Source organism: Massilia sp. DJPM01 (genome assembly GCF_030348125.1).
Lineage (GTDB): Bacteria > Pseudomonadota > Gammaproteobacteria > Burkholderiales > Burkholderiaceae_D > Telluria_A > Telluria_A frigida.
This window is the reverse complement of record NZ_JAQOZV010000040.1, coordinates 35,297-59,365: the sequence shown is the minus strand read 5'-3', so window position 1 is coordinate 59,365 and position 24,069 is coordinate 35,297. Positions and strand designations below refer to the sequence as shown.

The 24,069-nt window shown below is 61.3% G+C and carries 18 protein-coding genes and 2 pseudogenes; 9 read left to right on the top strand and 11 right to left on the bottom strand.

What is annotated here, in order from left to right; translation table 11 throughout:
- Positions 1–40: 40 nt before the first annotated feature.
- Both PO883_RS22945 and PO883_RS22940 read left to right on the top strand, forming a co-directional pair.
- Positions 41–1,189 carry a sensor histidine kinase KdpD gene (locus PO883_RS22945; RefSeq protein WP_289311806.1) on the top strand — a complete coding sequence of 383 codons (1,149 nt, stop codon included), beginning with the start codon at positions 41–43 and terminating at the stop codon, positions 1,187–1,189.
- A gap of 211 nt (positions 1,190–1,400) precedes the next feature.
- Positions 1,401–2,099: pseudogene (locus PO883_RS22940) on the top strand (hypothetical protein).
- A gap of 66 nt (positions 2,100–2,165) precedes the next feature.
- Here the strand turns inward: PO883_RS22940 and PO883_RS22935 are convergent.
- Both PO883_RS22935 and PO883_RS22930 read right to left on the bottom strand, forming a co-directional pair.
- On the bottom strand, positions 2,166–2,564 hold the full coding sequence (locus PO883_RS22935) for a hypothetical protein (RefSeq protein WP_289311805.1): 399 nt from the start codon (positions 2,562–2,564) through the stop codon (positions 2,166–2,168).
- A 125-nt stretch (positions 2,565–2,689) separates the two neighbouring features.
- Complete coding sequence (locus PO883_RS22930; RefSeq protein WP_289311804.1) at positions 2,690–3,853, bottom strand: tyrosine-type recombinase/integrase; 1,164 nt, start codon at positions 3,851–3,853, stop codon at positions 2,690–2,692.
- Positions 3,854–4,175: 322 nt separating this feature from the next.
- Between PO883_RS22930 and PO883_RS22925 the strand changes: the two genes are divergently transcribed.
- From PO883_RS22925 to PO883_RS22910, 4 genes are all read left to right on the top strand, one after another.
- A complete protein-coding gene (locus PO883_RS22925) occupies positions 4,176–7,442 on the top strand; it encodes a di-heme oxidoredictase family protein (RefSeq protein WP_289311803.1) in 3,267 nt (1,088 codons plus the stop codon).
- 318 nt (positions 7,443–7,760) lie between these two features.
- The gene (gene nhaA, locus PO883_RS22920; RefSeq protein WP_289311802.1) at positions 7,761–8,945 is read left to right on the top strand and encodes a Na+/H+ antiporter NhaA; all 1,185 of its coding nucleotides are present in this window, start codon (positions 7,761–7,763) and stop codon (positions 8,943–8,945) included.
- A gap of 131 nt (positions 8,946–9,076) precedes the next feature.
- Positions 9,077–9,928, top strand: coding sequence for a hypothetical protein (locus PO883_RS22915; protein ID WP_289311801.1), 852 nt, complete (start codon positions 9,077–9,079; stop codon positions 9,926–9,928).
- Between the two features lie 279 nt (positions 9,929–10,207).
- Positions 10,208–13,039: a class I tRNA ligase family protein gene (locus PO883_RS22910; protein WP_289311800.1), complete on the top strand. Its 2,832-nt coding sequence runs from the start codon at positions 10,208–10,210 to the stop codon at positions 13,037–13,039.
- Positions 13,040–13,219: 180 nt separating this feature from the next.
- On the opposite strand, the gene PO883_RS22905 is transcribed toward PO883_RS22910, so the two are convergent.
- From PO883_RS22905 to PO883_RS22870, 8 genes and pseudogenes are all read right to left on the bottom strand, one after another.
- On the bottom strand, positions 13,220–13,717 hold the full coding sequence (locus PO883_RS22905; protein WP_289311799.1) for a GAF domain-containing protein: 498 nt from the start codon (positions 13,715–13,717) through the stop codon (positions 13,220–13,222).
- Positions 13,718–13,943: 226 nt separating this feature from the next.
- Positions 13,944–14,423: pseudogene (locus PO883_RS22900) on the bottom strand (Tn3 family transposase); the annotation flags it as partial.
- A gap of 321 nt (positions 14,424–14,744) precedes the next feature.
- Positions 14,745–16,520, bottom strand: coding sequence for an arsenical pump-driving ATPase (gene arsA / locus PO883_RS22895; protein ID WP_289311798.1), 1,776 nt, complete (start codon positions 16,518–16,520; stop codon positions 14,745–14,747).
- Positions 16,517–16,894: an arsenite efflux transporter metallochaperone ArsD gene (gene arsD, locus PO883_RS22890; RefSeq protein WP_289311797.1), complete on the bottom strand. Its 378-nt coding sequence runs from the start codon at positions 16,892–16,894 to the stop codon at positions 16,517–16,519. The genes arsA and arsD overlap by 4 nt, the downstream gene beginning before the upstream one ends.
- Positions 16,895–16,963: 69 nt before the next feature.
- Complete coding sequence (locus PO883_RS22885) at positions 16,964–17,692, bottom strand: MIP/aquaporin family protein (RefSeq protein WP_289311796.1); 729 nt, start codon at positions 17,690–17,692, stop codon at positions 16,964–16,966.
- Positions 17,689–18,189 (bottom strand): arsenate reductase ArsC, encoded by a 501-nt coding sequence (locus tag PO883_RS22880; protein ID WP_289311795.1) that lies wholly within the window; start codon positions 18,187–18,189, stop codon positions 17,689–17,691. The genes PO883_RS22885 and PO883_RS22880 overlap by 4 nt, the downstream gene beginning before the upstream one ends.
- A 38-nt stretch (positions 18,190–18,227) precedes the next feature.
- Positions 18,228–18,707, bottom strand: a complete 480-nt coding sequence (locus PO883_RS22875; RefSeq protein WP_289311794.1) for an arsenate reductase ArsC — start codon at positions 18,705–18,707, stop codon at positions 18,228–18,230.
- A gap of 32 nt (positions 18,708–18,739) precedes the next feature.
- Complete coding sequence (locus PO883_RS22870; RefSeq protein ID WP_289311793.1) at positions 18,740–19,078, bottom strand: helix-turn-helix transcriptional regulator; 339 nt, start codon at positions 19,076–19,078, stop codon at positions 18,740–18,742.
- 105 nt (positions 19,079–19,183) lie between these two features.
- On the opposite strand from PO883_RS22870, the gene PO883_RS22865 reads away from it, so the two are divergent.
- Positions 19,184–19,366 carry a hypothetical protein gene (locus PO883_RS22865; RefSeq protein ID WP_289311820.1) on the top strand — a complete coding sequence of 61 codons (183 nt, stop codon included), beginning with the start codon at positions 19,184–19,186 and terminating at the stop codon, positions 19,364–19,366.
- Here PO883_RS22865 and PO883_RS35180 read toward each other — a convergent pair.
- The gene (locus tag PO883_RS35180) at positions 19,299–19,709 is read right to left on the bottom strand and encodes a DUF4158 domain-containing protein (protein ID WP_373890096.1); all 411 of its coding nucleotides are present in this window, start codon (positions 19,707–19,709) and stop codon (positions 19,299–19,301) included. The genes PO883_RS22865 and PO883_RS35180 overlap by 68 nt on opposite strands.
- 391 nt (positions 19,710–20,100) lie before the next feature.
- Here PO883_RS35180 and PO883_RS22855 point away from each other — a divergent pair, with 391 nt between their 5' ends.
- Both PO883_RS22855 and PO883_RS22850 read left to right on the top strand, forming a co-directional pair.
- Positions 20,101–20,526, top strand: coding sequence for a universal stress protein (locus PO883_RS22855; RefSeq protein WP_289311792.1), 426 nt, complete (start codon positions 20,101–20,103; stop codon positions 20,524–20,526).
- Positions 20,527–21,270: 744 nt separating this feature from the next.
- A complete protein-coding gene (locus PO883_RS22850) occupies positions 21,271–24,030 on the top strand; it encodes a cation-transporting P-type ATPase (RefSeq protein WP_289311791.1) in 2,760 nt (919 codons plus the stop codon).
- Positions 24,031–24,069: the final 39 nt, after the last annotated feature.

The window sequence follows — 24,069 nt, the reverse complement described above, 5'->3', positions numbered from 1 at the left end:
AGCGTAGACTTCACATCCATATCTTCTTGTCAGAGGGACTATGAAACTCTCGCGTTTTATACTTAGTCACCTGGATGATATCCTCAAGGAGTGGGAGGATTTCGCACGCTCGCTGTCCAAGCCCGGAGTTATCGTACCAGAGGCTGAATTGCAGGACCATGCCAGGCAAATGCTAAAGGCCATCGCGCTCGATATGGAAACCATCGAAAGCGCACAGCAAAAGAAAGAGAAGTCGGTCGGCGACGTGTCGAAAATTAGTGGGGGCGAGAGTGCTGCCTCAACACACGGATCATTGCGCCAACTGAGCGGCTTTACCATGCCTGAGGTAACGGCTGAGTTCCGCGCCATGAGGGCTAGCGTCCTGCGCCTTTGGATGGATAAGTCAACGAGAGCGTCGAAGGCGAATACGGCAGAAATACTTCGATTCAATGAATCGATTGACCAGGCGCTCCAGGAATCCGCCGTCCGGTTTTCTGATGAAAGGAATCGGACTCGCGATACGTTCCTGGCGATACTTGGACATGATCTGCGGAGCCCGCTAGCTACGATGACTATGGCTGGGGCCTTTTTGGTCCGTCCAACAATCGATCAGGCCAATGCGATGCAGATCGGCGCAAGGATTTCCAGAAGTGCCGCGGCGATGACCACAATGGTCAACGACCTCTTGGAATACGCCAGGACGCAGCTGGGTGGGGCAATTCCGATTCGCCCCGTGCTAGGGGACATCGTGGACATTTGTCAATCGGCTGTCGATGAGGCTTCCGCAGCTCATCCCGAATGCATTTTTGAGGTGGAGAAAGCGGGTGAGCGAATAGGGGATTACGATGCGCCTCGTTTAGCCCAAGTCTTTTCGAACTTGCTGAACAACGCGGCTCAGTACAAAGGGGAGAATCATCCCGTTACGATCTCTACATTCGGGGAAGCAGAGGCAACGATAGTTCAGGTAAAAAACTTTGGACCAGAGATCCCGAGGGCTTTCCTGGCTGCGATTTTCGATCCACTGGTGCAGCTGGCAATTATGACGGACCAAAAAGGCCCCGCCACTACAAGCATGGGACTTGGGCTGTTCATTGCGCGTGAAATTGTTACGTCGCACGGCGGAACTATCGAAGTTGAGTCCAGTGTTGAGGCAGGAACCATATTCACCGTGCGCCTGCCACGAGCCGCACCCTTACCGACAATGACGTAACATCACCTAACCCATCACTGCCAAGTACTGCGGAAGTTCTTTCGAGTGTCTGGCAGGCAGCGGGGATAGTCAATGAACGATGTAGCACTTATCCACAACTGCTCATGAGAACGCAGCGCCCTGCCCTGGGTCAAATCTGGACCTGCGTGGCGGGCAAATATTGGATCGGCGCCAACAGGAATCGACGAGCGAAGCGGATCTACACAAAGACGTGTTTTATGCCCTGCTGGCGGCCGCCCTGTTTGGCGCCAGTACGCCGTTCGCCAAGGTTTTCGTCGGACAGGTCGCGCCGGTCGCGCTGGCTGGGGTATTGTATCTCGGCAGCGGCAGCGGCTTGCTTGTCTGTTTCCTTGTGCGCGTGCTGGTTCAGCGCGGTCTTGCTGATGGCCTCGTCCGCCTCGCTGCTGCTCAACATGGAAGGCGTGCTGACCGGCATGCTGGCGTGGTTTGTCTTCAAGGAAAACGTCGACCGCAGGATTTTCGCCGGCATGCTGCTGATCGTCGCTGCCGCCGCCCTGCTCTCCTGGGAACAGGTGCCGGTCCTGGGCGTACCGTGGGTAGCTTTTGCCATTCCACGGCGCGCGCCGGCGCCTATTTCTCCGTTGCCCCTTTCGTCGGGGCGGCAATCTCGCCGATCATGCTGGCCGAGGCGCCTGGCGCAAGCTTCTGGATTGCGGCCAGCCTGATGGGAGGCGGCATCTGGCTGCAACTGACCGAGTCGCACGGGCATGAACACCAGCACGAGCCAATGGAGCACACCCACGCGCATAGCCATGACGATCATCATCAGCGTGAGCATGACTTCGAGTGGGATGGCAGCGAGCCGCACGCCTATCCGCATCGACATGTTCCGCAAAAACACATCCACCCGCACTACCCGGATATTCACCACCGTCACGCACATGAATAGGGGCCGGCACGGCTGCCGCTTGCGCGACAACGATGCGATCCCATTCACAGCCTCTTCGTTGTCGCATCAAAATGGCCGCACATGGGCCATTCCGTCCGCGCTTGCGCCGGCGAAGATGTCTTCCAGGATCAGGCGCATCGCGGCAAGCTGCTGCTCGCCAAACTTTGCGGCAAGGTCGCGCTCGAACTGGCGGTGAAAGCGATGCGCCTCCGCCATGGCCGCAACGGCGCGCGCTGTCAGGGCGAGGCGCGAGGTGCGCGTCAGTGCATCGGTCGCCGTATCAAGGTCCATGTGCGGCCGCCCCAGCACCCAGCTGTCGACCAGCGATAACTGCGCCTCTGCAATCTGACGCGCGATCACCTCGACGGGTATGCACGAACGGCCCGCAGCCTGGCGTGCGAGGCGTTCCACGATGAGATCGGCCAGCGTCTGGCCGAGTAGCGGCCTCGTCGGCCAGCTCAGCAAGACGCGCGCCACCTGCTGGTTTTCCCGAAAATGCCGGAGTTATCGGGGCCGGATCGATCGGCCAAGCCATGGCGGCGTGGGCGCCGCTTACTGGTACGGCGAGCCGGCCCCGGCCCGGCAGGCGCTTATGCGGCGCCCCGCCCGGTCAGCGACGCGAGGATCTCGTCGTGCCGCTCGTTATCGGTCTTGTGCAGATAGGCCGCCGTGGTCGCGATATTCGCGTGGCCGGCCGTATCCTGCAGGGTTTTCAGCTGCACGCCATTGTTGGCATGGTTGGTCAGCATGCTGTGGCGCAGCCAGTGCGGCGAGGCTTGCCGCAGCACCGCGGCGGTTTCGGTATCGCCCTGGCCGGCGGCGGCCGATGCCGCAGCCCCGAACACGGCTTTCAGGGCTTGCGCGGCGGCTTCATCGGTGATGCGCGCCAGGGCGTGGGTGCGGCTCGACAGCACCAGTGGCGTGCGGTCGGCGCGCGCCGTTTGCGGCAGCAAGCCGAAGGCATGGCGGTAATCGCGAAACGCCGCCAGCATCTCCGGCGGGACCGGCAGCCGGCGCGGCTTGTTGCCCTTGCCGATCACATCGAGCCACCAGCGGCCGTTGCCCTCGGTATAAATTGCCCCCATGCTCGCGCTGACGATCTCGTTCAGGCGCGCCCCCGTATGCGTAAACGCCACCAGCAAAAAGCGGTCGCGTGCGCGCCGGCGCAGCGTGGATGGCGTGTCGGCCGGGCGCATCGATACCGTGGCCAGCGCCAGGGCGATCGCATGCGGGGTCAGGTAGCGCGTAATGCGACTGGCGGTGGGCGCCTTGACGTTCTTGACCAGCCGCGCCGGATTGCGCCGCATGTAGCCGGTTTGTTCGGCGAAGGCCAGCAAGCCCTTGACGGCGATCATGGCCTGGCGCCGGCTGGCGTCCGACAGCGGTCCCGTGAACGGACGGTAGCGCGGATCGGTGCGCGGCCACTTGGTCGTCGCCACCCAGTCGGGCGGCGGATTTTTCAGGAATTCCTTGTACAGGTTCAGGTCGGCCACGCTGAGCTGGTGAAACGACCTGCCCGCTTCCTCGCGGCACCAGGTGAGGAAACGAAACAGTTCTTTTTGGGTGTTGGCGATCGATTTTTCGCTCAATTCCCCGTGCGCGATGAATTCCCGGGCAATTTCGCTGTCGGTGCTGGCGTTGGTGATGGCGTCGTCCGCCACGTGGAATATGCCGATGTCGGGGCGTTTGGTGTCGCTGGGCACCGGACCGCTGCGCGGCACCGGTTCCAGATTGATCGGCGTGAATTTGTGCATGCGGGAAACTTTGAATACTGTGTTAACGTACAGTATAGCATCAGCATCGGCTTGACGCTGCCCCTGGCGCCGCTCGCGTAAACACGATTCCCCCGGGCGTCGCGCACTCCCAACACGTCAACCCAACAAACCGCCGTCGGCGCTGGTAAGCTTTCCAGATTGTCATATGTGCATGTTATAAAGATGCAAACGGGATGCGGTGCAATCAAGAAATCGCACGATGACGGGCTGCCGATGGCCCTGCCAAACCAAGAGAAGAAGCATGCGGGCCGGTCGATCTGGCCGCATCACGTTAATGAAGTCCGAAAACTACGAGGTCAACATGAGGTATTCAACATCGGGCGCGCGCCAACACGGGGCGACGCCGGGGCCATTGCGCAAGCTGTCGGCCCAGGGGCTTCCCCTCGCCCTGACACTGCTGCTGGCCGCCTGCGGCGGCACTGGCGGCGGCGAGTCCACCCCGGCCGCCCAGGGCAGCATGAGCGGCACGTCGCGCCTGGTCGCCGGCGCCGGAGCGGCGGCGCAAGCCGCGCTCACGCCGCTCAGTGCCAGCGCCAGTTCGGCCGAACGGCCCGACCTGTCCGGCATGGCCGCCATCGATCACAATGACAGCACCCGCTGGGGCAGTGGTTTTTCCGACGGCGAATCGCTCACGCTCGACTTCGGCAAGTCCGAACTCATCAGCCGCGTGCGGATCGACTGGGAAAACGCCCACGCCATCCACTATTTGCTGCAGGTGTCCGACGATAACACCAGCTGGACCACGATCCGCACGGTGGACAACAGCCAGGGAGGCACCGAGGACATCACCGGCTTGAACGGCAAGGGCCGCTATCTGCGCATGCAGGGCGTCAAGCGTTCGACCCAGTACGGCTACTCGATCTTCCAGATCCAGGCCTTTTCCGGTACGCCGGTAACCTCGATCCCGGTACCGGTCCCGGTCCCGGTCCCGGTCCCGGTACCGGTCCCGGAGCCCGGACCAGGCGAACCCGGCAAGCCTGGCGTCGCAATCAAACCGGTCGCGGCCAGCTCGTCGGCACTGGAAAACCAGGCCATGTCGGCGGCCATGACGATCGACGGCAAAGCGGCGACGCGCTGGGCCAGCAAGTCCGAAGACGGCGCCTGGATCGAGTTCGATTTCGGCGCCAAGACCCAGGTCGGCTACATGAAGCTGCTCTGGGAAAACGCCTACGGCAAACAATATGAACTGCGCGTTTCCGACGATGGCCAGAAATGGACCCAGGTGCGTAACGTCGGCAACGGCCAGGGCGGTACCGAGGAATTTTTCAACCTCGGCATCAACGCGCGCTTCATCCGCCTGCAGGGCGTGGCGCGCGCCACCCAATACGGCTATTCGCTGTTCGAGGTGGAATTCAAGACGCCCGGCAGCGACAACACCGTGCCCGCGTCCGTCACCTCAGCGCATCCCTTCCCTGCCAATGGCAGTGCCATGAGCCCGTTGCCGGCCTCGGCCGAACCGCTGGAAACGCTGCAATTCACCCTGCCCGATGGCACCCTGGTCACCCGCTTCGGCGCGCGCGGCCTGGCCCGCCACGGCCGCGAGCGCGGCGAGGACTGGAACGAGATCGGCTACGGCCCCAACGAAACGGTGGACCCGGCCACCGGCCTGGCGCTCGACAAAGGCCCGGGCAATTACCTCACCTTCGTGCCGCAATACTTCAAGAACCGCACCTGGGGCGTCGAAATCATCGACAACAGCCGCGTGGCCGGCGTGAGCAAGCCGCAGCTGATCGTCAACCAGTACACCCAGACCGACTTCCTGTCTGGCGGCATCGCCTTCTTCCGCGCCTTCGACCGGCCCGGCGTGACCGGCTACGGCTGGATGAATCCCGGCGAACTGGTCGACCGCAGCGTGGCCCAGTGCGCGCCGATCCCCTACCCTGCCAACGGCAAGCTGACCAAAGTCAACGGGATCAACGGCGCCTGCACCCTGCTGGTCAAGGGCTACCCGGGACATGGCGGCATCGATGCCAACGGCTTGCCGAACAACACCAACGTGCCTGGGCGGGCGCTGGTGGCCGGCGACATCATCGAAGTGTCGCCATCGTTCTTCTCGACCAGGGAAGCCATGGCCGCGAAGGGCGATACCGGCGGCATCCGCTATTACTCCTACGAGTGGGTGTACGTGGTCGGCGCAGGCCTGAAACCATGGTACGGCGTGCAGCCGCGCCTGAACTCGGTGCCGCTGCCGGAAGAGACCTTGTCCGGCGGCCAGGGATCGATCTCGTACAACTACACCGACAACGGCCTGTTCATGTTCCAGCAGCCGCACAATAACGTGGGCATGCAGAACATGCAGCGCTTCGTCGAGGGCCGGCGCCTGGTGCACACCAGCTTCCTGACGGGCGACCATAACGAGCCGGGCAACGACCGCTATGCGCCCGCCGTGGGTCTGCAAGGGCAGCGCTATAACCAGTCCGCCTGCATCGCCTGCCACGTCAACAATGGCCGCAGCCCGGCGCCGTCAGCGCTCAACCAGCGGCTCGACAGCATGTCGGTGCGGGTCGCATCGACCAACCCGGCCGGCCAGCAAGTGCCGCACCCCTTGTACGGCACGGCGGTCCAGATGAATGCCGTCTCGCCTTCGGGCAACGCGCAGAACTGGGGTACCAGCGTGCGCGTGGCGGGTTTCGAGACCCGTCCGGTGAAGCTGGCCGATGGCACCGCGGTTGAATTGCGCAAACCCACGCTCGGCTTTGAAGGTCCGGTGCCGGACGCCTACTCGCTGCGCGCGGCCCAGCCGATGATCGGCACCGGCTTGCTGGAGGCCATTCCGGAAGCGGACATCCTGGCGCGCGCCGCCCAGCCGCTTGATGCCGACGGCGTCAAGGGCACGGCCAACTTCGTGTTCGATCCGGAGAGCGGTGCGGTGCGCCTCGGCCGCTTCGGCTGGAAGGCATCGAAAGCCACGCTGCGCCACCAGAGTGCCGACGCGCTGCTGCTCGACATGTCGGTCACCTCGCCGCTCTATCCGAACCGCAGCTGCGGCGCGAATCCGGCCGGCTGTGCATCGGGCGGTACGCAAAAGGGCATTGCCGACGCCGATCTCAAGTCCATCGCGCAGTACCTGGCACTGGTCGGCGTGCCGGCGCAACGCAGCGTCGCCAGCGGCTTTCCAAAGGGCGTGGCGCCGCTCGACGAGCACCGGGTCGACGCGCAGCAGGTCAGCGCGGGCAGCAAGCTGTTCCAGGGAATGCGCTGCGCCGCCTGCCATACCGTGCAGATGAAGACCGGTTCCGGTCACTTGTTCGCCGAGCTGCGCAACCAGACCATCCGCCCGTACACCGACATGCTGCTGCATGACATGGGTGCCGGGTTGGCCGACAAGTTTGCCGAAGGCCAGGCGAAAGGCAATATGTGGCGCACCGCGCCGCTGTGGGGCATCGGCTACACCGATATGGTCATGGGCAAGAGCGGCAAAGCCGGCTACCTGCACGACGGCCGCGCGCGCAATTTGACCGAGGCGATCCTGTGGCACGGCGGAGAGGCGGACCGCTCGCGCCAGCGCTTCGAAAACCTGTCGGCGCAGGAGCGCGAGGCCTTGCTGGCATTCCTCAAGTCGCTGTAATTTTGCGCACATGCGGATGAAACGGGCGCCGGATAGCACGTCTACCCGGCGCCCGTTTTGCGTCAGCAGGTGCCCGGAAAACGCGGGAATCGGCTATACTGTGCCCTGGGTGTCCACACGGATTGTGTGGTAGGTTTTGCGATGGTCGGGCCCGCCACGCGGCTTACTGACGACCTATGACCCCATCTTCTCCCCCCTTCCAGTTTCCATGCACGCCTGAGCGGAGCGTTCGCGCATCCTGCGGCCTTCATCTTGCTCGTCCAGAGCAGCGCTTTTCCTGACCCGACCACCATGCCAATCTTTGGCGAAAGGAATCACATGGCGATTGCCGTACATAGTCTGTCGAACACGTTCAAGGCGTTCTTTGCGTCGAGCAAGGCCGGGGGCATTGTCCTGATCGTCTGCACCCTGGTGTCACTGGTGCTGGCCAACTCGCCCATCGGCAGCGATTATCTGCACTTCTGGCACCTCAAACTGGCCGGCTTGAGCATCGAGCACTGGATCAACGATGCGCTGATGGCCATCTTCTTTCTGCTGATCGGCCTGGAGCTGGAGCGCGAACTGTATAACGGCGAGCTGTCCAACTTCAAGAACGCGCTGCTCCCCATCGTGGCGGCGCTGGGCGGCATTTGCGTGCCGGCGCTGATCCATTTCGGTTTCAATAACGGCTCTCCCACGCAGGCCGGCATCGGGATTCCGATGGCGACCGATATCGCATTCGCCCTGGGCGTGCTGGCCTTGCTGGGCAGCCGCGTGCCGGCATCGCTCAAGATCTTCCTGACCGCGCTGGCCGTCATGGACGACCTGGGCGCGATCATCGTGATCGCCGTTTTCTATACCGCCCAGCTGTCGGTGCCCTATCTGCTGGCGGCCATGGCCATGTTCGTGCTGCTCGTCTGCATGAACCGCGTGCTGCGCATCATGGCGCTGACGCCGTATCTGGTGGGCGGCGCCGTGATGTGGGTGTTGATGCTCAAGTCGGGCGTGCATGCGACGATTGCCGGCGTGCTGCTGGCGTTCGCCATTCCGTTCTCGGCGAAGCAGGACGACCAGGCATCGCCATCGCACCGGCTCGAACATCTCCTGCACAAGCCGGTCGCGTTCATCATTTTGCCGATCTTCGCCCTGGCCAATACCGGCATTCTCATCGCATCCGGCTGGACCGGCGAGCTGATGTCGGCCAATAGCCTCGGCATTCTCGCCGGCCTGGTGATCGGCAAGCCGCTGGGTATCACCTTGTTCTGCTTCGCGGCAGTGGCCATCGGCATGTGCCGGCTTCCCCTCGACCTGGGCTGGCGCCATGTGTTCGGCGCGGGCCTGCTGGGCGGTATTGGCTTTACGATGTCGATCTTCATCAGCAACCTGGCCTTCGTGGGGCAGCCAGTGGTGGTCAACGCATCGAAGATGGCGATACTGCTAGCCTCCCTGATTGCCGGCGTGATCGGCTTTGCGTGGCTGACGATGTTGGGCGAGCCTAAGCCCGGCGAGACGGCAATGCAGTGATTGGGGTAACTTTCAATTTCTAGGTGGAAAGAATAGAATGCGGCACAACACGATGTCATCTACCGACTCGCCCAATCACGAGGGTTTACCGATTCATGAAAACTTCCGCAGCATTCCTGATTTCCATTGGCATGGCGCTCAGCGCGGCCAACGCACCGGCGCAAACGCCGGCTAAAAAGACCAGCCCGGCTGCGAAAGGCGCGGATCGTTCCTTCGCTCCGGTGCACTGGGATCCGGCATTGCCGCCCACGGCCTACGCCCGCAACGATCCAAAACAGGTGTTCGCCTGGGTCAAGCGCAAGATCGATGCGGTTCCAGGCAAGATCGACGAATTTTCGAGCAGCGCGGACCGCGAGGCGAACGCCGCCGCCGTGGCAGCGGCGATGAGCGCGGTCGCGCCGATTGCCTTCCTGACCAAATGCGAGGCGGAGTACGACGCCGAGCGCCAGGCATTCATGGTCAAACAGAAGGCGACTGCCTTTCGCGACATCTTGCTCAAGCAACCCAATGCCGAAGCGCTCAAGCTGCGCAAGCTGGTCCTGAGGTCCGATGTTATCGAGAGCAGCAAATCTGCCACGCAGAATGCTTATGGCGCGAGGAGCATGGTGACGTACACGGATGTATCGGAGCTCGCGCTGGGTGTTCCGTCAGGTGCGATGTACGAACCAGCTGGGGCAGTGGTGCGCGGCAACTATACCGCCACGGTCATGCCCTATGCCTACGAATTCATTTACTACACCACCGCCGTTGCCATGCCGGCCGCCGAAGCGCGCGCGAAGAAAAGCCAGTTCGGGTGCATTGCCGTGGTGTCGCTGGAAGCGCCCTACCTGTTCAGCTACGAGGAACGTGAGTCGACGACACGCATCGCGCCTTCCCTCGATGTGTTCTATGGCACCGGGCTGTTTGGCAGGCTCGACCGTGTGCAAGTCTACGACAAGGCAAACGTTAAAATCTACGCCACGCACGAGCGAGACGGGCTGTAACTGGTTTTAACGCGCCCTTGCGCAAAATGTGCAAGTGCAATATATTGAAGCCATGAACCCGCACAACGCCCCTCTTCTTCGCACCCGCCCGGCACTCGACGCCGCTGCCGGCCTGCGCCTGGACGCGGGTGCTGCACGAATTATCCGAGCGACCACACACGTCGCTCGCTTTCGTGTTTCGGTCGTCGGATAAATTTCAAGCGAGCACTTGGCGGTAATTCGCGAAGCGTTCCGCCCAAGTCTCATCCAGCTTTGCTCCCGACTTTATCGGAGCACTTCATGCATACCTCGTTTTCCCCATCGCACGACCACGCCACCAGCACGCCCGCGGCGCCAAGCTACGCCTTGCGGCTGAACCAGCCCGCCTTCTGGAATACCCCCAGCCCGGCAATGGAAGAGCGCCTGCTCGCCCACTGGCGCGCCACCGGCCAGCGCCAGCAGCTCGACAGCGCCCGCCAGGGCAAACCGCGCTACTGGCTGCTCGACGGCCCGCCGTATGCCAACGGCGACGCTCATCTCGGCCATCTGCTCAACAAAACGCTCAAGGACGTGCATGCCCGCCATGCCAGCGTGTGCGGCCACCGGGTTACCTGGCGCGCCGGATGGGATTGCCATGGGCTGCCGCTCGAACTGGCGGTCGAAAAACGTCACGGCGCCCGCGCCAAGGACGACGCGCGCCTGTTCATGCAGCAGTGCCGCGACGAAGCGACGCGCTGGAAGGATCAGCAGGCGCTGTCGATGTCGCGCCTGGGCCTGATGGCGGACCTGGACCAGCCCTGGCTGACCATGGACCCCGGGCGCGAGGCCGCCTCGCTTTCGCTACTGCTCGATATGTGGCAGGCCGGCCTGCTGGTGGAACGGCATTCGCCCGTGCACTGGTGCCCGGCGTGCCAAAGCGCGCTGGCGGCCAGCGAGCTTGAAAAAACCACCCGCGAGCGCATGGAAACCTTCTTCAGCGTGCCGTTCGCGGCCGCCTCGTGCCAGGCGCTGGAACAACGCGCGCGCCAGCACGGGGTGGCCTGGCCGGCCGGACAGCTGCATCTGCTGTCCTGGACCACCACGCCGTGGACTCTCTGGGCCAACGCCGGTTTCGGCCATCCCCAAACAGGCGCCTTGACCGTCGCCACGTTCGATAGCGGCCTGCGCGTCGTGCTGGCGGTGCAGGCGCGCGACCGTTTGCTGCGCGATTACCCGGCGATGTTCAGTCACGCCGGCCATGAATTCGATGGTGCGCTCGACTTTTCACAGCTTGGCGCGCTGCGGCTGGCGGCCGTCAGTCCGCTCACCGGCCTCGCGGCGCCCTTGCTGGCGGCGGCGTTCGCCAGCGAAAGCGAAGGCTCCGGCTTCGTGCACCTGGCGCCGGCGTTCGGACCGGACGACTTCGTGCTGCACGAAACCGATGGCGTGCGCCTGGACTGCCATGTCGGCAAGGATGGCCGCCTGCTGGACGTCGGCACGGTCGCCATGCCGGACGCGCTGCGCGGCGCCACGCTGGAAGTGGCGTCGCAGGTGTCATGCGACTTGCTGGCGCAGTCCGGGCGGCTGGTGCACGTCGAGCGCAGGAGCGTGGAAACCACGATGTGCTGGCGCCACAAGAAGCCGGTGTTCTACCGCGCCAGCCAGCAATGGGCGCTCGATCTGCATAGGCCCTTCGACGGCTGCCCGGAGGGACTGGCACAGCGCGCCATGGCCGCTCTCGGGCATACCGTGTTCGTGCCGGACGAGAAGGCACGCGCGCCGCTGGCCCTGATGATGTCGACGCGCCGCTTCTGGACCTTGTCGCGCGACCGCCTGTGGGGTTTGCCGCTGCCGTTCTTCCGTCATGCGACGAGCGGCGAACTGCATCCCGACACCGCCGCCATGTGGCGCGAGCTGGTGCTGCGCGTGCGTAGCGGCGGCGTCGAAGCCTGGCAGGCGTTCGAGACTCCGGCCGGCTATGCAAAGAGCATGCAAAGCGTCGACGTCTGGTTCGACGCTGGCGCCGCCTGGCATAGTGCGGCCGAAGATGGCTGCGGCCAGCCCGACCTGGCAGTCGAGGGACAGGACCAGACGCGCGGCTGGTTCCTGTCCTCGTTCCTGCTGCACGCCTTCAAAAGCGCCCTGCCGCCCTTCAAGAAGGTGATGACACACCGTTTCGTGGTCGATGAAAAGGGCATGAAATTTTCCAAATCGGACGGCGGCACGCCGGACCACAAGGCGCTGTTCGCCAAATCCGGCGCCGATGTATTCCGTCTGTGGGTGTGCAGCCAGGACGTGGGCGACGAAATGAAATGGTCCGCCACGTCGCTCAAGCAGGCCACGCAGGACGCCAGGGATTGGCGCAGTTTCCTGCGCTTTCATCTGGCGAACATGGAAGGCAATCCGGATGCCGCGCGCCCGGACAGCCTGCGTGACCTCGACCGCCTGGCGTCAAGAAAACTGCAGGAGGCACGCCGTCAGTGGCAAGCATGCATGGAGGCTGGCCGCTTCTACCAGGCACTCACCTGCCTGGCGCAATTTCGCCAGTGGGCCAGTGCCGAATGGTTCGAGCTGTCCAAACGCACCTTGTACTGTGCGAAAGCTGGCGATGCCGGGCTGGCGAGCGTGCAATGGGCACTGCGCGAATCGTTCCTGTGGTGCGCGCAGATGCTGGCGACGGTGATGCCATTCGCCTGCGAGGAAGCTTACCTGGCGTGGCCGGCCCACCCTCGCGCGTCGCTGTTTCTGCACGAGCTGGCGGAACAGGACCAGCAGCCCGACATGGACCCGGCGCTATTGCACACCGAAGCGATGCTGGCCTGGCGCCGTTCGCTGCAACCGCTGGTCGAACGCGCGCGCGGCCTGGTCGACAAGGGCACGCCCGTGTGCCTGGCGTTCGAGGGCGATCATGACCGGCAGAGCGAAGATCAACTGCGCGCCCTGTTCCCCGGTTGCTTCGTTCTGCTTGGCGAGAACGCCAATGCGCTCGACGCCTTTGAAGCCGGGCCGCCCGGCGACGCGGTGCCGGTGCGTGCCGGCAGGTCCGTTGCCGCCTTCCGGCCGCACAGGTGCGATCGCTGCCGGGATTATCTGAGGGGGGCGCTCGATCACCACGGGCTATGCCGCCAGTGCGCCGCCGAGGTAACGCGCTAGACACGGCGGCCGTTGCGCGCTGCCGGCTAAACATGTTCGTCAATACACAACGTTGTTGAACAGCGGCGCGCGCAGGGCTACCCTTTGTGCTCTCTCACATTTGTATCGACGATAATCAGTGTCCGGGGCAAGCAGGTCGTCGCCGGTCAGGCCGACCTGAGCTGGCCGCGTTTTTGAGCATCAGACCATGTCGGTCGCGTCGAGGAAGGCCTGGACCATCGCTTCGAGGCCGATCCGGTCCTCTTCGCTGAAGCGGTCCGGCAGCGGGCTGTCGATGTCGAACACGCCGTACAGCTGGCCGTCCTTGAGCAGCGGGATGACGATTTCGGCGTTCGAGGCGCTATCGCAGGCGATGTGGCCCGCGAAGGCATGCACGTCGGCGACCACGATGGTGCGGCGCTCCTGGGCGGAGGTGCCGCACACGCCACGGCCCAGGGGAATGCGCGCGCACGCGACCTTGCCCTGGAACGGGCCAACCAGCAGTTCCAGCGCGCCCTCCTTTTTGCCCGGACGGAGCAGGTAGAAACCGGCCCAGTTCAGGTCCGGGATAGTGGAATACACCAGGGCGGCGAATTGCGACGCGTTGGCGGTCAGGTCGCGCTCGCCGTCGAGAATGCTGCTCACTTGACGCGCGAGAAGAGAATAGTCACCTGTGCTGCTGGAAATGTCGGGGTGCATACGGCTGGCTGTTTGTCTGGTTAATGTGAAAAAGAAAGCGATGGATTGCGGGCGGCTGCATTGTAACGCGTGTCGCCAGGGATACTGTATCGGAAGCCAGGGTGGACATGGAGAGCATCGGTCAGCGCAAAGCGCTGTTTCAAGGCCTCGCTCCGGTTAGAGGGGTGGCCGGGATTCGCGTAGAATTCCGCAGATCCAACTGTAGTGCATTGAATCTTATAGGATTTTTGTTGCGAAAATTCATCGGAGGCACAACTCGATCCAAATCCAATGTGTAATCACCGTACCGGTTGATATGCTCCGTGCGATACGGCGCCAACCCAGCAAGGATCTCCTCGTTGATGGGCAGTCCCTCTCCTTGCATCTCCTTCAGCACACCGGTCATCGCCTCCACGTTATGGAGGATCGCCAGATTGGCGACCAGCTGATTGTATTTGACGACCTTCCGCTGCTCATGGCGTACGTTTTTCGCGATGAGCCCTTGGTTGCCAAAGAATAGCCACTTTATGAACTGGTTGAATTCTTCGCTCTTGTTGGTCGCGGCCTGAATTGTCCTGCGCAACTCGACATCACCGATGTACTTCAATAGGAACTCGGTACGTACAACCCGGCCCAATTCGCGGAACGCAAAGTACAGTTTATTTTTTCGGCTTGCGGTACCGAGTCGGCGCAGGATCGTCGACGGCGTGATCATACCGGCTTTGATACAGGCGCGCCGGCGCGCTGCGGCCGTTGCGGCGTGCGAATCGATGTTCCTCATCAGTGGGAGTGTAGACATCCACAAGTTCGCGCTGGGTCAGTTCCGGCTTGAAGCGCGGGTAGGCCGTTTCATGAATGCTAGTCAATCGGTGAGTCCCTTCGAATGAACGTTGGCGCGTCGTCTGCAGTCAGGCTTTCCTGGAATCAGCGGCGGTTACTTGCACGCTGCGGCGAGAAATGAACGCAGTCAATCCGTAGCGTGGGAACATGCGTGCAGTCCAGGCGGAGCGCGCCGGCTAGGCAGCGCGCTCCGCCGGGTCCGGGCCGATCAGACGTTCCCATGCTGGATAATGTGGCCCGCCATTTCCAGCAGGCGCTCGACGCCCACTGGTTCTTCCCTGAGCAAGGGAACCACCGCGTAGCGCTTCGCGTGGCGCGTGGCGACTGCGGCGATCTCCGACAATTCATTGCGCGCTCGCTGGCGCAGCAATGGCGAATGTGGCTGGGCCGCCGCGACGCTATTGTTCACGATCCAGGCCCAAGGGGTGATTCCCGCGCGCAGCAAGTCGGCCTGCAAGTTTTCCGCCTCAAGCACTGGCGTAGTTTCGGCCAGCGTCACCAACAGGACCTTGGTCTGTTTCGGGTCTTGCAGCTGCATCATCGGCGTGACAAAGTGCACCCCTGTGTCGCCCATCTGGCGTGCCACGTCCCGGTGGTAAGCCCCTGTCGCATCGAGCAGTAGCAGCGTATGGCCGGTGGGGGCCGTGTCCATCACGACGAATTTCTTGCCAGCTTCGCGGATGGCGCGGGAAAAGGCCTGGAACACGGCGATCTCTTCGGTGCATGGCGAGCGCAAGTCCTCTTCCAGCAGAGCCCGGCCTGCCGCATCGAGCTTGGCGCCTTTGGTGCGCAATACTTGCTGACGGTAGCGCTCCGTCTCTGCCTGCGGATCAATTCGGCTGACGGTCAAATTGTCCAGCGGGCCGTTGAGGGTTTCGGTGAGACGTCCAGCCGGGTCTGAGGTAGTCAGGTGAACCGCCAGACCGCGGTGGGCCAGTTCCACGGCCACGGCCGCAGCCATGGTCGTCTTGCCGACACCGCCTTTGCCCATCAACATCACCAAGCCATGGCCGTCAAGCGCGATCTCGTCGACCAGGGCCGAGAGCGTCGGGGCCGAGAACACAAACGGTGCATCGTCGCCAGTGGGTACTAACGGAGCAGCGTCGGCAAACAGGCCGTGCAAGGCATCCAGTCCAACCAGGTTAAAAGGTTTGAGTGACACCAAGTCGCATGGCAGGGCCTTTAGGTTGTTCGGAATGTTCGCCAGCGCAGCCTGTTCGCGGTCCAGGATGGCCTGGGCGAGCCGATCCTGTGTCGCTTCGGCGCCCGGCAATACACCGTTGATGACGAGGTATTGGCGCGACAGGCCGATTGCCGTCAGCTCGTCATGCGTGCGCGCCGCTTCGCGCAGCGTGGCCAACTGGGCACGGGCCACAAGGACCATGCGCGTGCGCAACGGATCAGCCAGGGCGTCGAGCGCAGCTTTATATTGGGTGCGCTGCTTTTCCAGGCCGGCCAGCGGTCCAAGGCAGGATGCGTCACCCTTTCCGTCATCCAGAAATCCGCTCCAGGCGCCAGGCAGTTGCAGAAGACGGATCGTATGGCCGGTCGGCGCCGTATCGAAGATGATGTGATCGTATGTGTCATCGAGCCTGGCGTCAGTGAGCAGGTCGGTGAACTCGTCGAACGCGGCAATCTCGGTCGTGCAGGCGCCTGATAGCTGTTCTTCAATCCCTTTCACCACGGCATCCGGAAGCACGCCCCTGACGGGGCCCACGATGCGATCGCGGTAGAGTTGTGCTGCGGCCTGCGGGTCGATTTCGAGCGCATCCAGGCGCGGCACGGCTTCGACCGCTGTGACCTTGTTGCCGATACTGATGCCAAAAACCTGGCCAACATTCGAGGCGGGGTCGGTGCTGACCAGCAGGACGCGCTTGCCGGATTCGGCAAGATCAATCGCCGTGGCACAGGCGATCGAGGTTTTTCCGACGCCCCCTTTGCCAGTGAAAAAAAGAAACCGGGGCGGCTGTTCGAGGAATTTCATGACGGGCTTCCAGTAGGGCCGCACCGGCTGCCGGGGCAGCAGCCGCTTGTGCCTGTCGCTTCAGCCGGCAGAGCGATTCCCATCCAACGGGCCAACTCTGCGCGATTGGGGTAGCGACCGGCCAAGGCCACTTCGCCATCGACAAGTATGAGCGGCAGCGCTTCTTGGCCGGAACGTTCCAGAAAGCTCTTCACGGTCGCATCCTCCGCAAACGCCATCGGTTGCTGCGCCAGGTTGAAGCGCTCGATCTGCGCGCCCTCACTTTTTGCCCAGGCCACATCGGCCGAAAAGCTGACCAGGGATTGATCAACTTCGACGCCGCAAACACCAGTACTGCAGCACAGCGCCGGATCGAATACACGTATCTTTTTCATTTTTAGACTCCATCAAACATTGAAATATCGGTCAAGGAAAAGGTGTACGGAGACGATCCAGTCCACCTCTCAGGAAAGCGTTTTCTCCTGCGTAGCGGCGAAGTCGCTCGGCGCCACGGTGCCGCCGACAGTCGCGTCGGACGGTGCTGGCGGATAGAGCCAGCAAAAGACTAGTGTAGCGGCACCGGCGCCGAGCAACTGGGCGACGATAAAGCCAGGCGCGTCACCAGGGCGAATCCCCGCAAACGTGTCTGTGGCGCTACGCGCTAGGGTCACGGCCGGATTGGCAAAGGAGGTCGACGAGGTGAACCAGTAGGCGGCGGTGATGTAGGCGGCCACGGCAAAAGGCGTGACGCTGGGACGGCTGCGCGAACAGCCGATGATGACGGCGATGAGCCCGAACGTCGCGACAAATTCGCTCCACCACTGTGCCGCGCCAGTTCTGACGTGCTGCGACGCGAAGAAAACCGGGTCGCCAAACATCATGTGGGCCGCCGCCACGCCGGCAAACGCCCCAAGTACCTGGATTGCAATGTACGGAACGACCTCTTTTGCGGGGATATTTTTTTGCCAAGCTTCGGAAAGCGTCACAACCGGATTGAAGTGGGCGCCGGAGATCGTGCCGAACATCAGGATCAGCGCGACAAGGCCAGCGCCCGTCGCGATCGCGTTGGCAAGTAGCGCGATCGCGATATTTCCACCTGTAAGCCGTTCGGCCATCATGCCGGAGCCGACCACCACCGCCAATAGGAAGGCGGTACCGAGGCCTTCCGCTACAAGACGCCTGGCAAAAGTCATGTTTCACTCGTCCCGATACGGTCCATCTCGCGCTTCAGGGCGAGCTTGTCCAATTTGTTTATGGGCAGGCTGAGGAAAATATCGAGCCGTGTCTTGATTTCGCGGCATATTTTGGAGAACGCCTGTCGGATCTGGGCTTCGCTCCCGTCGACTGCAGCGGGATCTTCAAATCCCCAATGCGCCGTGGTCGGCTGGCCAGGCCAGAAGGGACACACTTCGCCGACGGCCTTGTCGCATACGGTAATGATGAAATCCATGTGCGGCGCGTCAGGTCCGGAGAATTCATTCCATGACTTGCTGCGCAGGTTGTCGAGAGGGTAGCCGATGGTCTCGATCTGTTCGAGCGCAAAATGGTTCACTTCGCCAGTCGAATGGCTCCCGGCGGAGTAGGTTTTGAAGCGGCCACGACCGGCGACGTTCAAAATGGCTTCGGCCATGATGCTGCGGGCAGAATTGCCTGTGCACAGAAAAAGGACGTTGTAGGTTTTATCGTTCATGGGATTTCTCCGTTAGCCGATTTGGACAGGGATGTAGTTCAGGGAAGGAGCGTGCCGATGCGGTCAAGTTCCGCCTTCATGCGGGCCCGGTCGTTTTTTAGTTCATCGAGCGGTAGCGCCAGGAAGGCCTCGATCCGGGCGCGCAGGATCTGATAGGCAGTCATGAAGGCAGCGTCGATTTCCTCTTCCGTTCCTGTTGCGTGCGCCGGATCCTCGACGCCCCAGTGCGTGCGCAATACCGGGCCCAGATAGGCGGGGCAAGTTTCGCCAGCCGCACTGGAGCAGACGGTAATGACGATTTCCGGTGTGGCCGGCAGATTGTCCCAGGACTTGCTGGCGTACCCTTCGGTTGAAATACCCTCACGTGCAAGCAGCGCGAGCGAGCGCGGATGCACGTAGCCGGCCGGCTTGCTGCCAGCGCTCATCGCATGCCATCCAGCAGGCGCCAAGTGATTGAAGGTGGCTTCGCCCAGGATCGAGCGGCACGAGTTACCAGTGCAAAGGAATAGAACGTTCATTGGAGCAGTCCTTGGTGAGTGAAGCGTCAGTATCAGGATGGAATGGAATCGGTGATGCACTCGCGCTGCAATATCGGCGAGCACGGGTTGCCGCCGCAGCAGCTCTCGGTGAGAAACGAAATCAAGGAATTCATGGTGTCGAAGTTGGCCGCATAGATGATGAATCGCCCGTCCTGGCGCGGAACGATCAGGCCTGCGTGCGTCAACTCCTTGAGGTGGAACGACAGCGACGAGGACGGCGCGTCGAGCTGTTCGGCAATCTTGGTCGCCGCCATGCCCTCCGGTCCAACCTGGACTAGCAGTCGGAACACATCGAGCCGGGTACCCTGCGCCAGCGCCGCCAAAGCGCCAATCACCGCTTTCGTTTCCATGTTCGATCTCCTGCGTTAGTTAATTCAATAATTCCACATCAATAGAAATGTAGAAGTAAACTCTAACGCGAAGTATGTGTCGCAAGTTCCGTAAAATGCGGTTGTATGATTAACATTTATCTGTACTGGCAATTTCGGATCGCGCTGTACGAAGAGGTGCTGCGGCTCAATTATCCGGCCGCCCATGCCATTGCGTTGGTGCTGCTCCTGATCTCGCTCCTCATGCTGGGATTGATCGCGCTCCTGCAGCGCAAGAACCAGGCGCCGTCTCTGCGCTTGCCGCTGTAATACCCTCAAGGGGGCCACAGGCGCGTTGCTCGTGCAGGTGTTCGTTGCTGCTATTCTCCCTCGCGCGGTATTCGGGCCAAAAGTCAACATCGCTGCGCAGGTGCTTGACGATCCAATGGAGCACCGTGACCAATAGCGTGGCACTGGCCAGGGCGTAGCCGGGGTAACGCAACAAGCACATCTGGACGGCGAAGCCGAGGCGGTTCGCGGCCCCGCGCCGCGACCGGATCAGCGCCAGGTCGGCATCCGTGAAGCTGTATTGTTGGATCAGATCGTTTTGGCTCTGTGGCAAGACCAACAAGCCGTCGCGTTCGGTATCAGAAAGCAGTGAGCGGCGTGGGATTCGGTCCAGTCCTTCGCTGAAAAGTTGGCAAGTTTTGGAGGGGCAATGCACCAGGGAACCCACTCGGGCAGTTTTGTTTGTCCGAACAGCAAATGGACGAGTTACTTTAGCGCTAACTCCATCTCAAAACGTGGCTTGCATGGGGGATCGCAGTGCTCCTTGGCAATTAATTCGAACCGTACACTGAAATGCGCGCTCGATCACAGTAATATTTCTGGCGCCAGCTCTCCTCGAACACCTGGCCGAAGTCCGCGAAGCATCGGCCCCTGCCGGGGCCGCCACTCACATTTCATTGGTAATGAACGATCTTCTACGGAACCGGCCCAGAAGCATGCTATTTTAGACAGCGAAAAGGCAACGTCACCGTCCCAAGCAAACCGGAGAGTCCAACGTGAAAAAAATCTTGGTGCCATTCGATGGATCAGCCAACGCGCTGAGGGCCATCCACCATGCGGCAACAGTCGCCATTGAAGCCCCGGGGGTGGAGATCATCTTGCTGCACGTACTTGATCCGATGACGTTCAAGTCCCAGGCGGCCCTTTTGTCCCCCGACGAACTGAGCCGCTTTTGTCCAGTAGAGGCCGCTCACGTCATTGATCCGGCGCGCGAGATTCTGGACCTCGCTGGCGTTGGATACACAGTTCGGTGTCGCGTTGGCGCCGCAGCAGGCGCAATTGCGTCCGAAGTCTATGAATCGCAGTGCGATGCGGTCATCATGGGAACTCGGGGCATGGGGGCAATCGCGAACATGATGATCGGTTCCGTTGCCAGTCACGTCGTCCATCTGGTGCACGTTCCCGTTACTTTGATCAAATAGTCCCTCGCACAAACGTCGGAATATCCGTTCCGTGCCCCTGGGTCGATACTGGAAGATTACACGCATCAAATAAGTCGCGTTCTCTTCCAATGTAAGCGTCTGCCCAGCACCGTGTTTAGCTGAACGGCGAATTGCTCGATGATGTATCGATTTGGACTGGCGTATAAACGCGCCATGAACGGGCGCTATCGTCGGCGCGCTTCCCCACTATAATAGCTTCGTGGTCGAAAATTGTAACTATTCAGCCTTTACAAATCAATGAGTTACGTAATTTCTGCGCCTGAAAACGCTCGATTCACGCGGTTTTTATAAGGAAAAACCGGTTTTTCGCGTTTTTCATCGGTTTTCAGATGGCTGCAACCGATTGATTTTAATGAGGTTTTTTCAGACTTCCCATAGACTGAATAGTCACCGAAAATTTAAATAAATCCTCGCGGCAAAACAGGCTGTAGCATGGAGGATGTCAACCATGACTCAACTGACAATGCATAGCGGGCACCACCGATTCGTAGGCGCCAGCTCACAGTGCCGTGGTACGCGCGGCCTTGGTCCAGCATCGAAAGGTCCGACCATTTCATGTCGCCAACCTCGCGCCATTGCAGGGGCTTCGGAATCTCGCGGCCGCCACCGAAGTTAAGAGATCAAACAAACCACTATCGCAATCGATTAATTTTAAGAATCAACCTTAGCTGAGATATTTTTTCATTTCTCCTGTGAAGGCTTACTGATAACGGAGAGTGACAAATGAATGACGCAAAACCGCAGGCAACACCGGGAACACAGGCGACACACGCTGTCTGGCACAATCTAACGACCGATAGCGCTCTAGAGCAGGTCCAGACCTCGCTCTCTGGGCTGGACCACAGCGAGGCCGAAGCGCGGCTGGCAGAATATGGCGCTAACCGGCTCCCGGTAGTGGCAACACGCAGCGACTTCATGCGGTTTTTGCTTCAATTCCATCACATCCTGATTTACGTTCTGGTCGGCTGCGCTGTCGTCACGGCAGTGCTCGCTCATTGGATTGACACCGGCGTCATTCTAGCGGTAGTGATTGCCAACGCTATCATCGGCTTCATTCAGGAGGGCAAGGCGGAAAAGGCCATGGATGCCATCCGCCAAATGCTCGCTCCCCATGCAAGCGTAATCCGCGGCGGCGAGCGCATCAGCATCGAGGGTGAAAAATTGGTGCCTGGCGACATCGTGCTGCTCGAAGCCGGCGATAAGGTGCCTGCCGATCTGCGCCTCTTGACCGTGTACGGCATGTCGGTGCAGGAAGCGATTCTTACCGGCGAATCGGTCCCGGTCGACAAGAACGTGAAACCGGTGCCATTGGAGGCACCATTGGGCGACCGTTCCTGCATGGCATTTTCTGGAACACTGGTCACCAGCGGGCAAGGCAATGGGGTTGTGGTGGCGACGGGGAGCCACACGGAAATCGGGCGTATCAGCGGCCTGCTCTCGCAGGTGGAGACCTTGACGACGCCGCTGGTAACGCAGATGGGCGTGTTTTCCAAATGGCTCACCATCCTCATTCTGCTGATCGCCGCGCTGCTGCTCGTGTTCGGCTATTTTGTCGGGCACCACGACTTCACCGAAATGTTCATGGCAGTCGTCGGGCTTTCAGTGGCGGCAATTCCCGAGGGATTGCCTGCGGTACTGACCATCACACTGGCAATCGGCGTACAGTCGATGGCCAAGCGCAATGTGATTGTGCGCCGTCTGCCCGCAATTGAGACGCTCGGTTCGGTTTCCGTCATCTGCACCGATAAAACCGGGACGCTCACGCGCAACGAGATGGTGGTGGCGTCGATACTGACGCACCAGCATATGTTTGCCCTGGAGGGCGCGGGATACGAGCCTCGCGGGGCACTCAGGCTGGGCGAGGCAAATGTTGCGCCTTCCGAGCACGTGGTGCTGGAGGAACTTGCCCGTGCAGCGGCGCTATGCAGTGACGCGTCGCTTCGGGACAATGATGGCGTGTGGCACGTGGAAGGCGACCCGATGGAGGGGGCGCTGCTGGCCTTCGCAGGGAAGATGGATGTGGATGCCCGCAAGGAGCGCGGCGCATGGACGCGCACGGATGCGATTCCGTTCGACGCCAAACACCGCTTCATGGCGACGCTCAATCATGATCATGAGCGCCGGGCATTCGTTTTTGTGAAAGGTGCGCCGGAGCAGATTTTATTGATGTGCAAGCATCAGCGTGGCACGGACGGCAAATCGGAACCGCTCGATACAACTTATTGGAATAAGCACGCAGAAATGGTTGCCGCGCTGGGTCAGCGCGTTCTTGCCTTTGCCGTCAAACCCATGCAACCGGAACACACCGTTCTGGAACATGCAGATTTGAAAGGCTCGCTGACACTGCTTGGTATGGTTGGGATGATTGATCCGCCACGCACAGAAGCAATTGCAGCAGTAGCAGAGTGCCACGGCGCAGGTATCCGCGTCAAAATGATTACCGGCGATCATGCAAAAACCGCCGTCGCGATCGGCAAGCAGATCGGCCTGCAAAACCCGGATGCGGTGCTGACGGGCACCGACCTGGACGGCATGGACGATGCCAGCCTTCGACAGGCGGCACTGAACTGCGATATTTTCGCTCGCACCAGTCCGGAGCATAAGTTGCGTCTTGTCATGGCGTTGCAGGCTCACGGCCTGACAGTGGCGATGACTGGCGACGGTGTGAATGATGCGCCGGCACTCAAACGCGCAGATGCTGGCATTGCGATGGGAAATAAGGGCAGCGAGGCCGCCAAGGAGGCCGCTGAACTGGTGCTGGCCGATGACAATTTCGCTTCCATTGCTGCTGCCGTGCGCGAGGGAAGAACCGTATACGACAACATCAAGAAAGTGATTAGCTGGACGTTGCCAACCAACGCAGGAGAAGCGATGACGATCATCGTTGCGTTGCTGTTTGGCTTGACGCTACCCATCACGCCTGTGCAGATTCTCTGGATCAACCTGATCACCGCTGTCACGCTGGGCATCGCGCTGGCGTTCGAGCCGACCGAGGAAAATACCATGCGCCGCCCACCGCGTGCGCGCGATGAGCCGCTGTTGAGCGGGGAGCTGGTATGGCATATCGTTTTGGTATCGATGCTATTCCTGGCCGGGGTCTATGGGATACATGCGTATGCGACGGAGCGCGGCTACTCGACAGAACTGGCGCGTACGCTGGCCGTCAACACGCTGGTGATCATGGAAATCTTCCACCTGTTTTTCATCCGGAATATCTACAGCACCTCGCTGACATGGAAGGCCGTGCGAGGCACGAAGGTGGTGTGGACAGTGGTGGTAATCATCACTGCCGCGCAGTTTGGCATGACGTATTTCCCGCCACTGCAGGCTGTATTTTCCACCGCCGCCGTGCCATTCTGGGACGGCGTCTTGCTCATCGGGATAGGCGCATCCCTTTTCGCCATTGTTGAGGTGGAAAAACAGATCCGCCTGCGGCTCAAGGCAATCAACCGGCGGCCAAGCAATCATGATGCTCGATCTTAGCTTGCTGCACGCATCGTAATTTCCATGAGCTGGAGGCGG

Coding starts and splice junctions, on each gene's coding strand:
- PO883_RS22945 (WP_289311806.1), top strand. CDS start 41: ATGAAACTCTCGCGTTTTATACTTAGTCACCTGGATGATATCCTCAAG.
- PO883_RS22905 (WP_289311799.1), bottom strand. CDS start 13,717: ATGCACCCCGACATTTCCAGCAGCACAGGTGACTATTCTCTTCTCGCG.
- PO883_RS22850 (WP_289311791.1), top strand. CDS start 21,271: ATGAATGACGCAAAACCGCAGGCAACACCGGGAACACAGGCGACACAC.
- PO883_RS22915 (WP_289311801.1), top strand. CDS start 9,077: ATGGCGCTCAGCGCGGCCAACGCACCGGCGCAAACGCCGGCTAAAAAG.
- PO883_RS22870 (WP_289311793.1), bottom strand. CDS start 19,078: ATGGAAACGAAAGCGGTGATTGGCGCTTTGGCGGCGCTGGCGCAGGGT.
- PO883_RS22885 (WP_289311796.1), bottom strand. CDS start 17,692: ATGACTTTTGCCAGGCGTCTTGTAGCGGAAGGCCTCGGTACCGCCTTC.
- nhaA (WP_289311802.1), top strand. CDS start 7,761: ATGGCGATTGCCGTACATAGTCTGTCGAACACGTTCAAGGCGTTCTTT.
- PO883_RS22910 (WP_289311800.1), top strand. CDS start 10,208: ATGCATACCTCGTTTTCCCCATCGCACGACCACGCCACCAGCACGCCC.
- PO883_RS22875 (WP_289311794.1), bottom strand. CDS start 18,707: ATGAACGTTCTATTCCTTTGCACTGGTAACTCGTGCCGCTCGATCCTG.
- PO883_RS22880 (WP_289311795.1), bottom strand. CDS start 18,189: ATGAACGATAAAACCTACAACGTCCTTTTTCTGTGCACAGGCAATTCT.
- arsD (WP_289311797.1), bottom strand. CDS start 16,894: ATGAAAAAGATACGTGTATTCGATCCGGCGCTGTGCTGCAGTACTGGT.
- arsA (WP_289311798.1), bottom strand. CDS start 16,520: ATGAAATTCCTCGAACAGCCGCCCCGGTTTCTTTTTTTCACTGGCAAA.
- PO883_RS22925 (WP_289311803.1), top strand. CDS start 4,176: ATGAGGTATTCAACATCGGGCGCGCGCCAACACGGGGCGACGCCGGGG.
- PO883_RS22865 (WP_289311820.1), top strand. CDS start 19,184: ATGATTAACATTTATCTGTACTGGCAATTTCGGATCGCGCTGTACGAA.
- PO883_RS22930 (WP_289311804.1), bottom strand. CDS start 3,853: ATGCACAAATTCACGCCGATCAATCTGGAACCGGTGCCGCGCAGCGGT.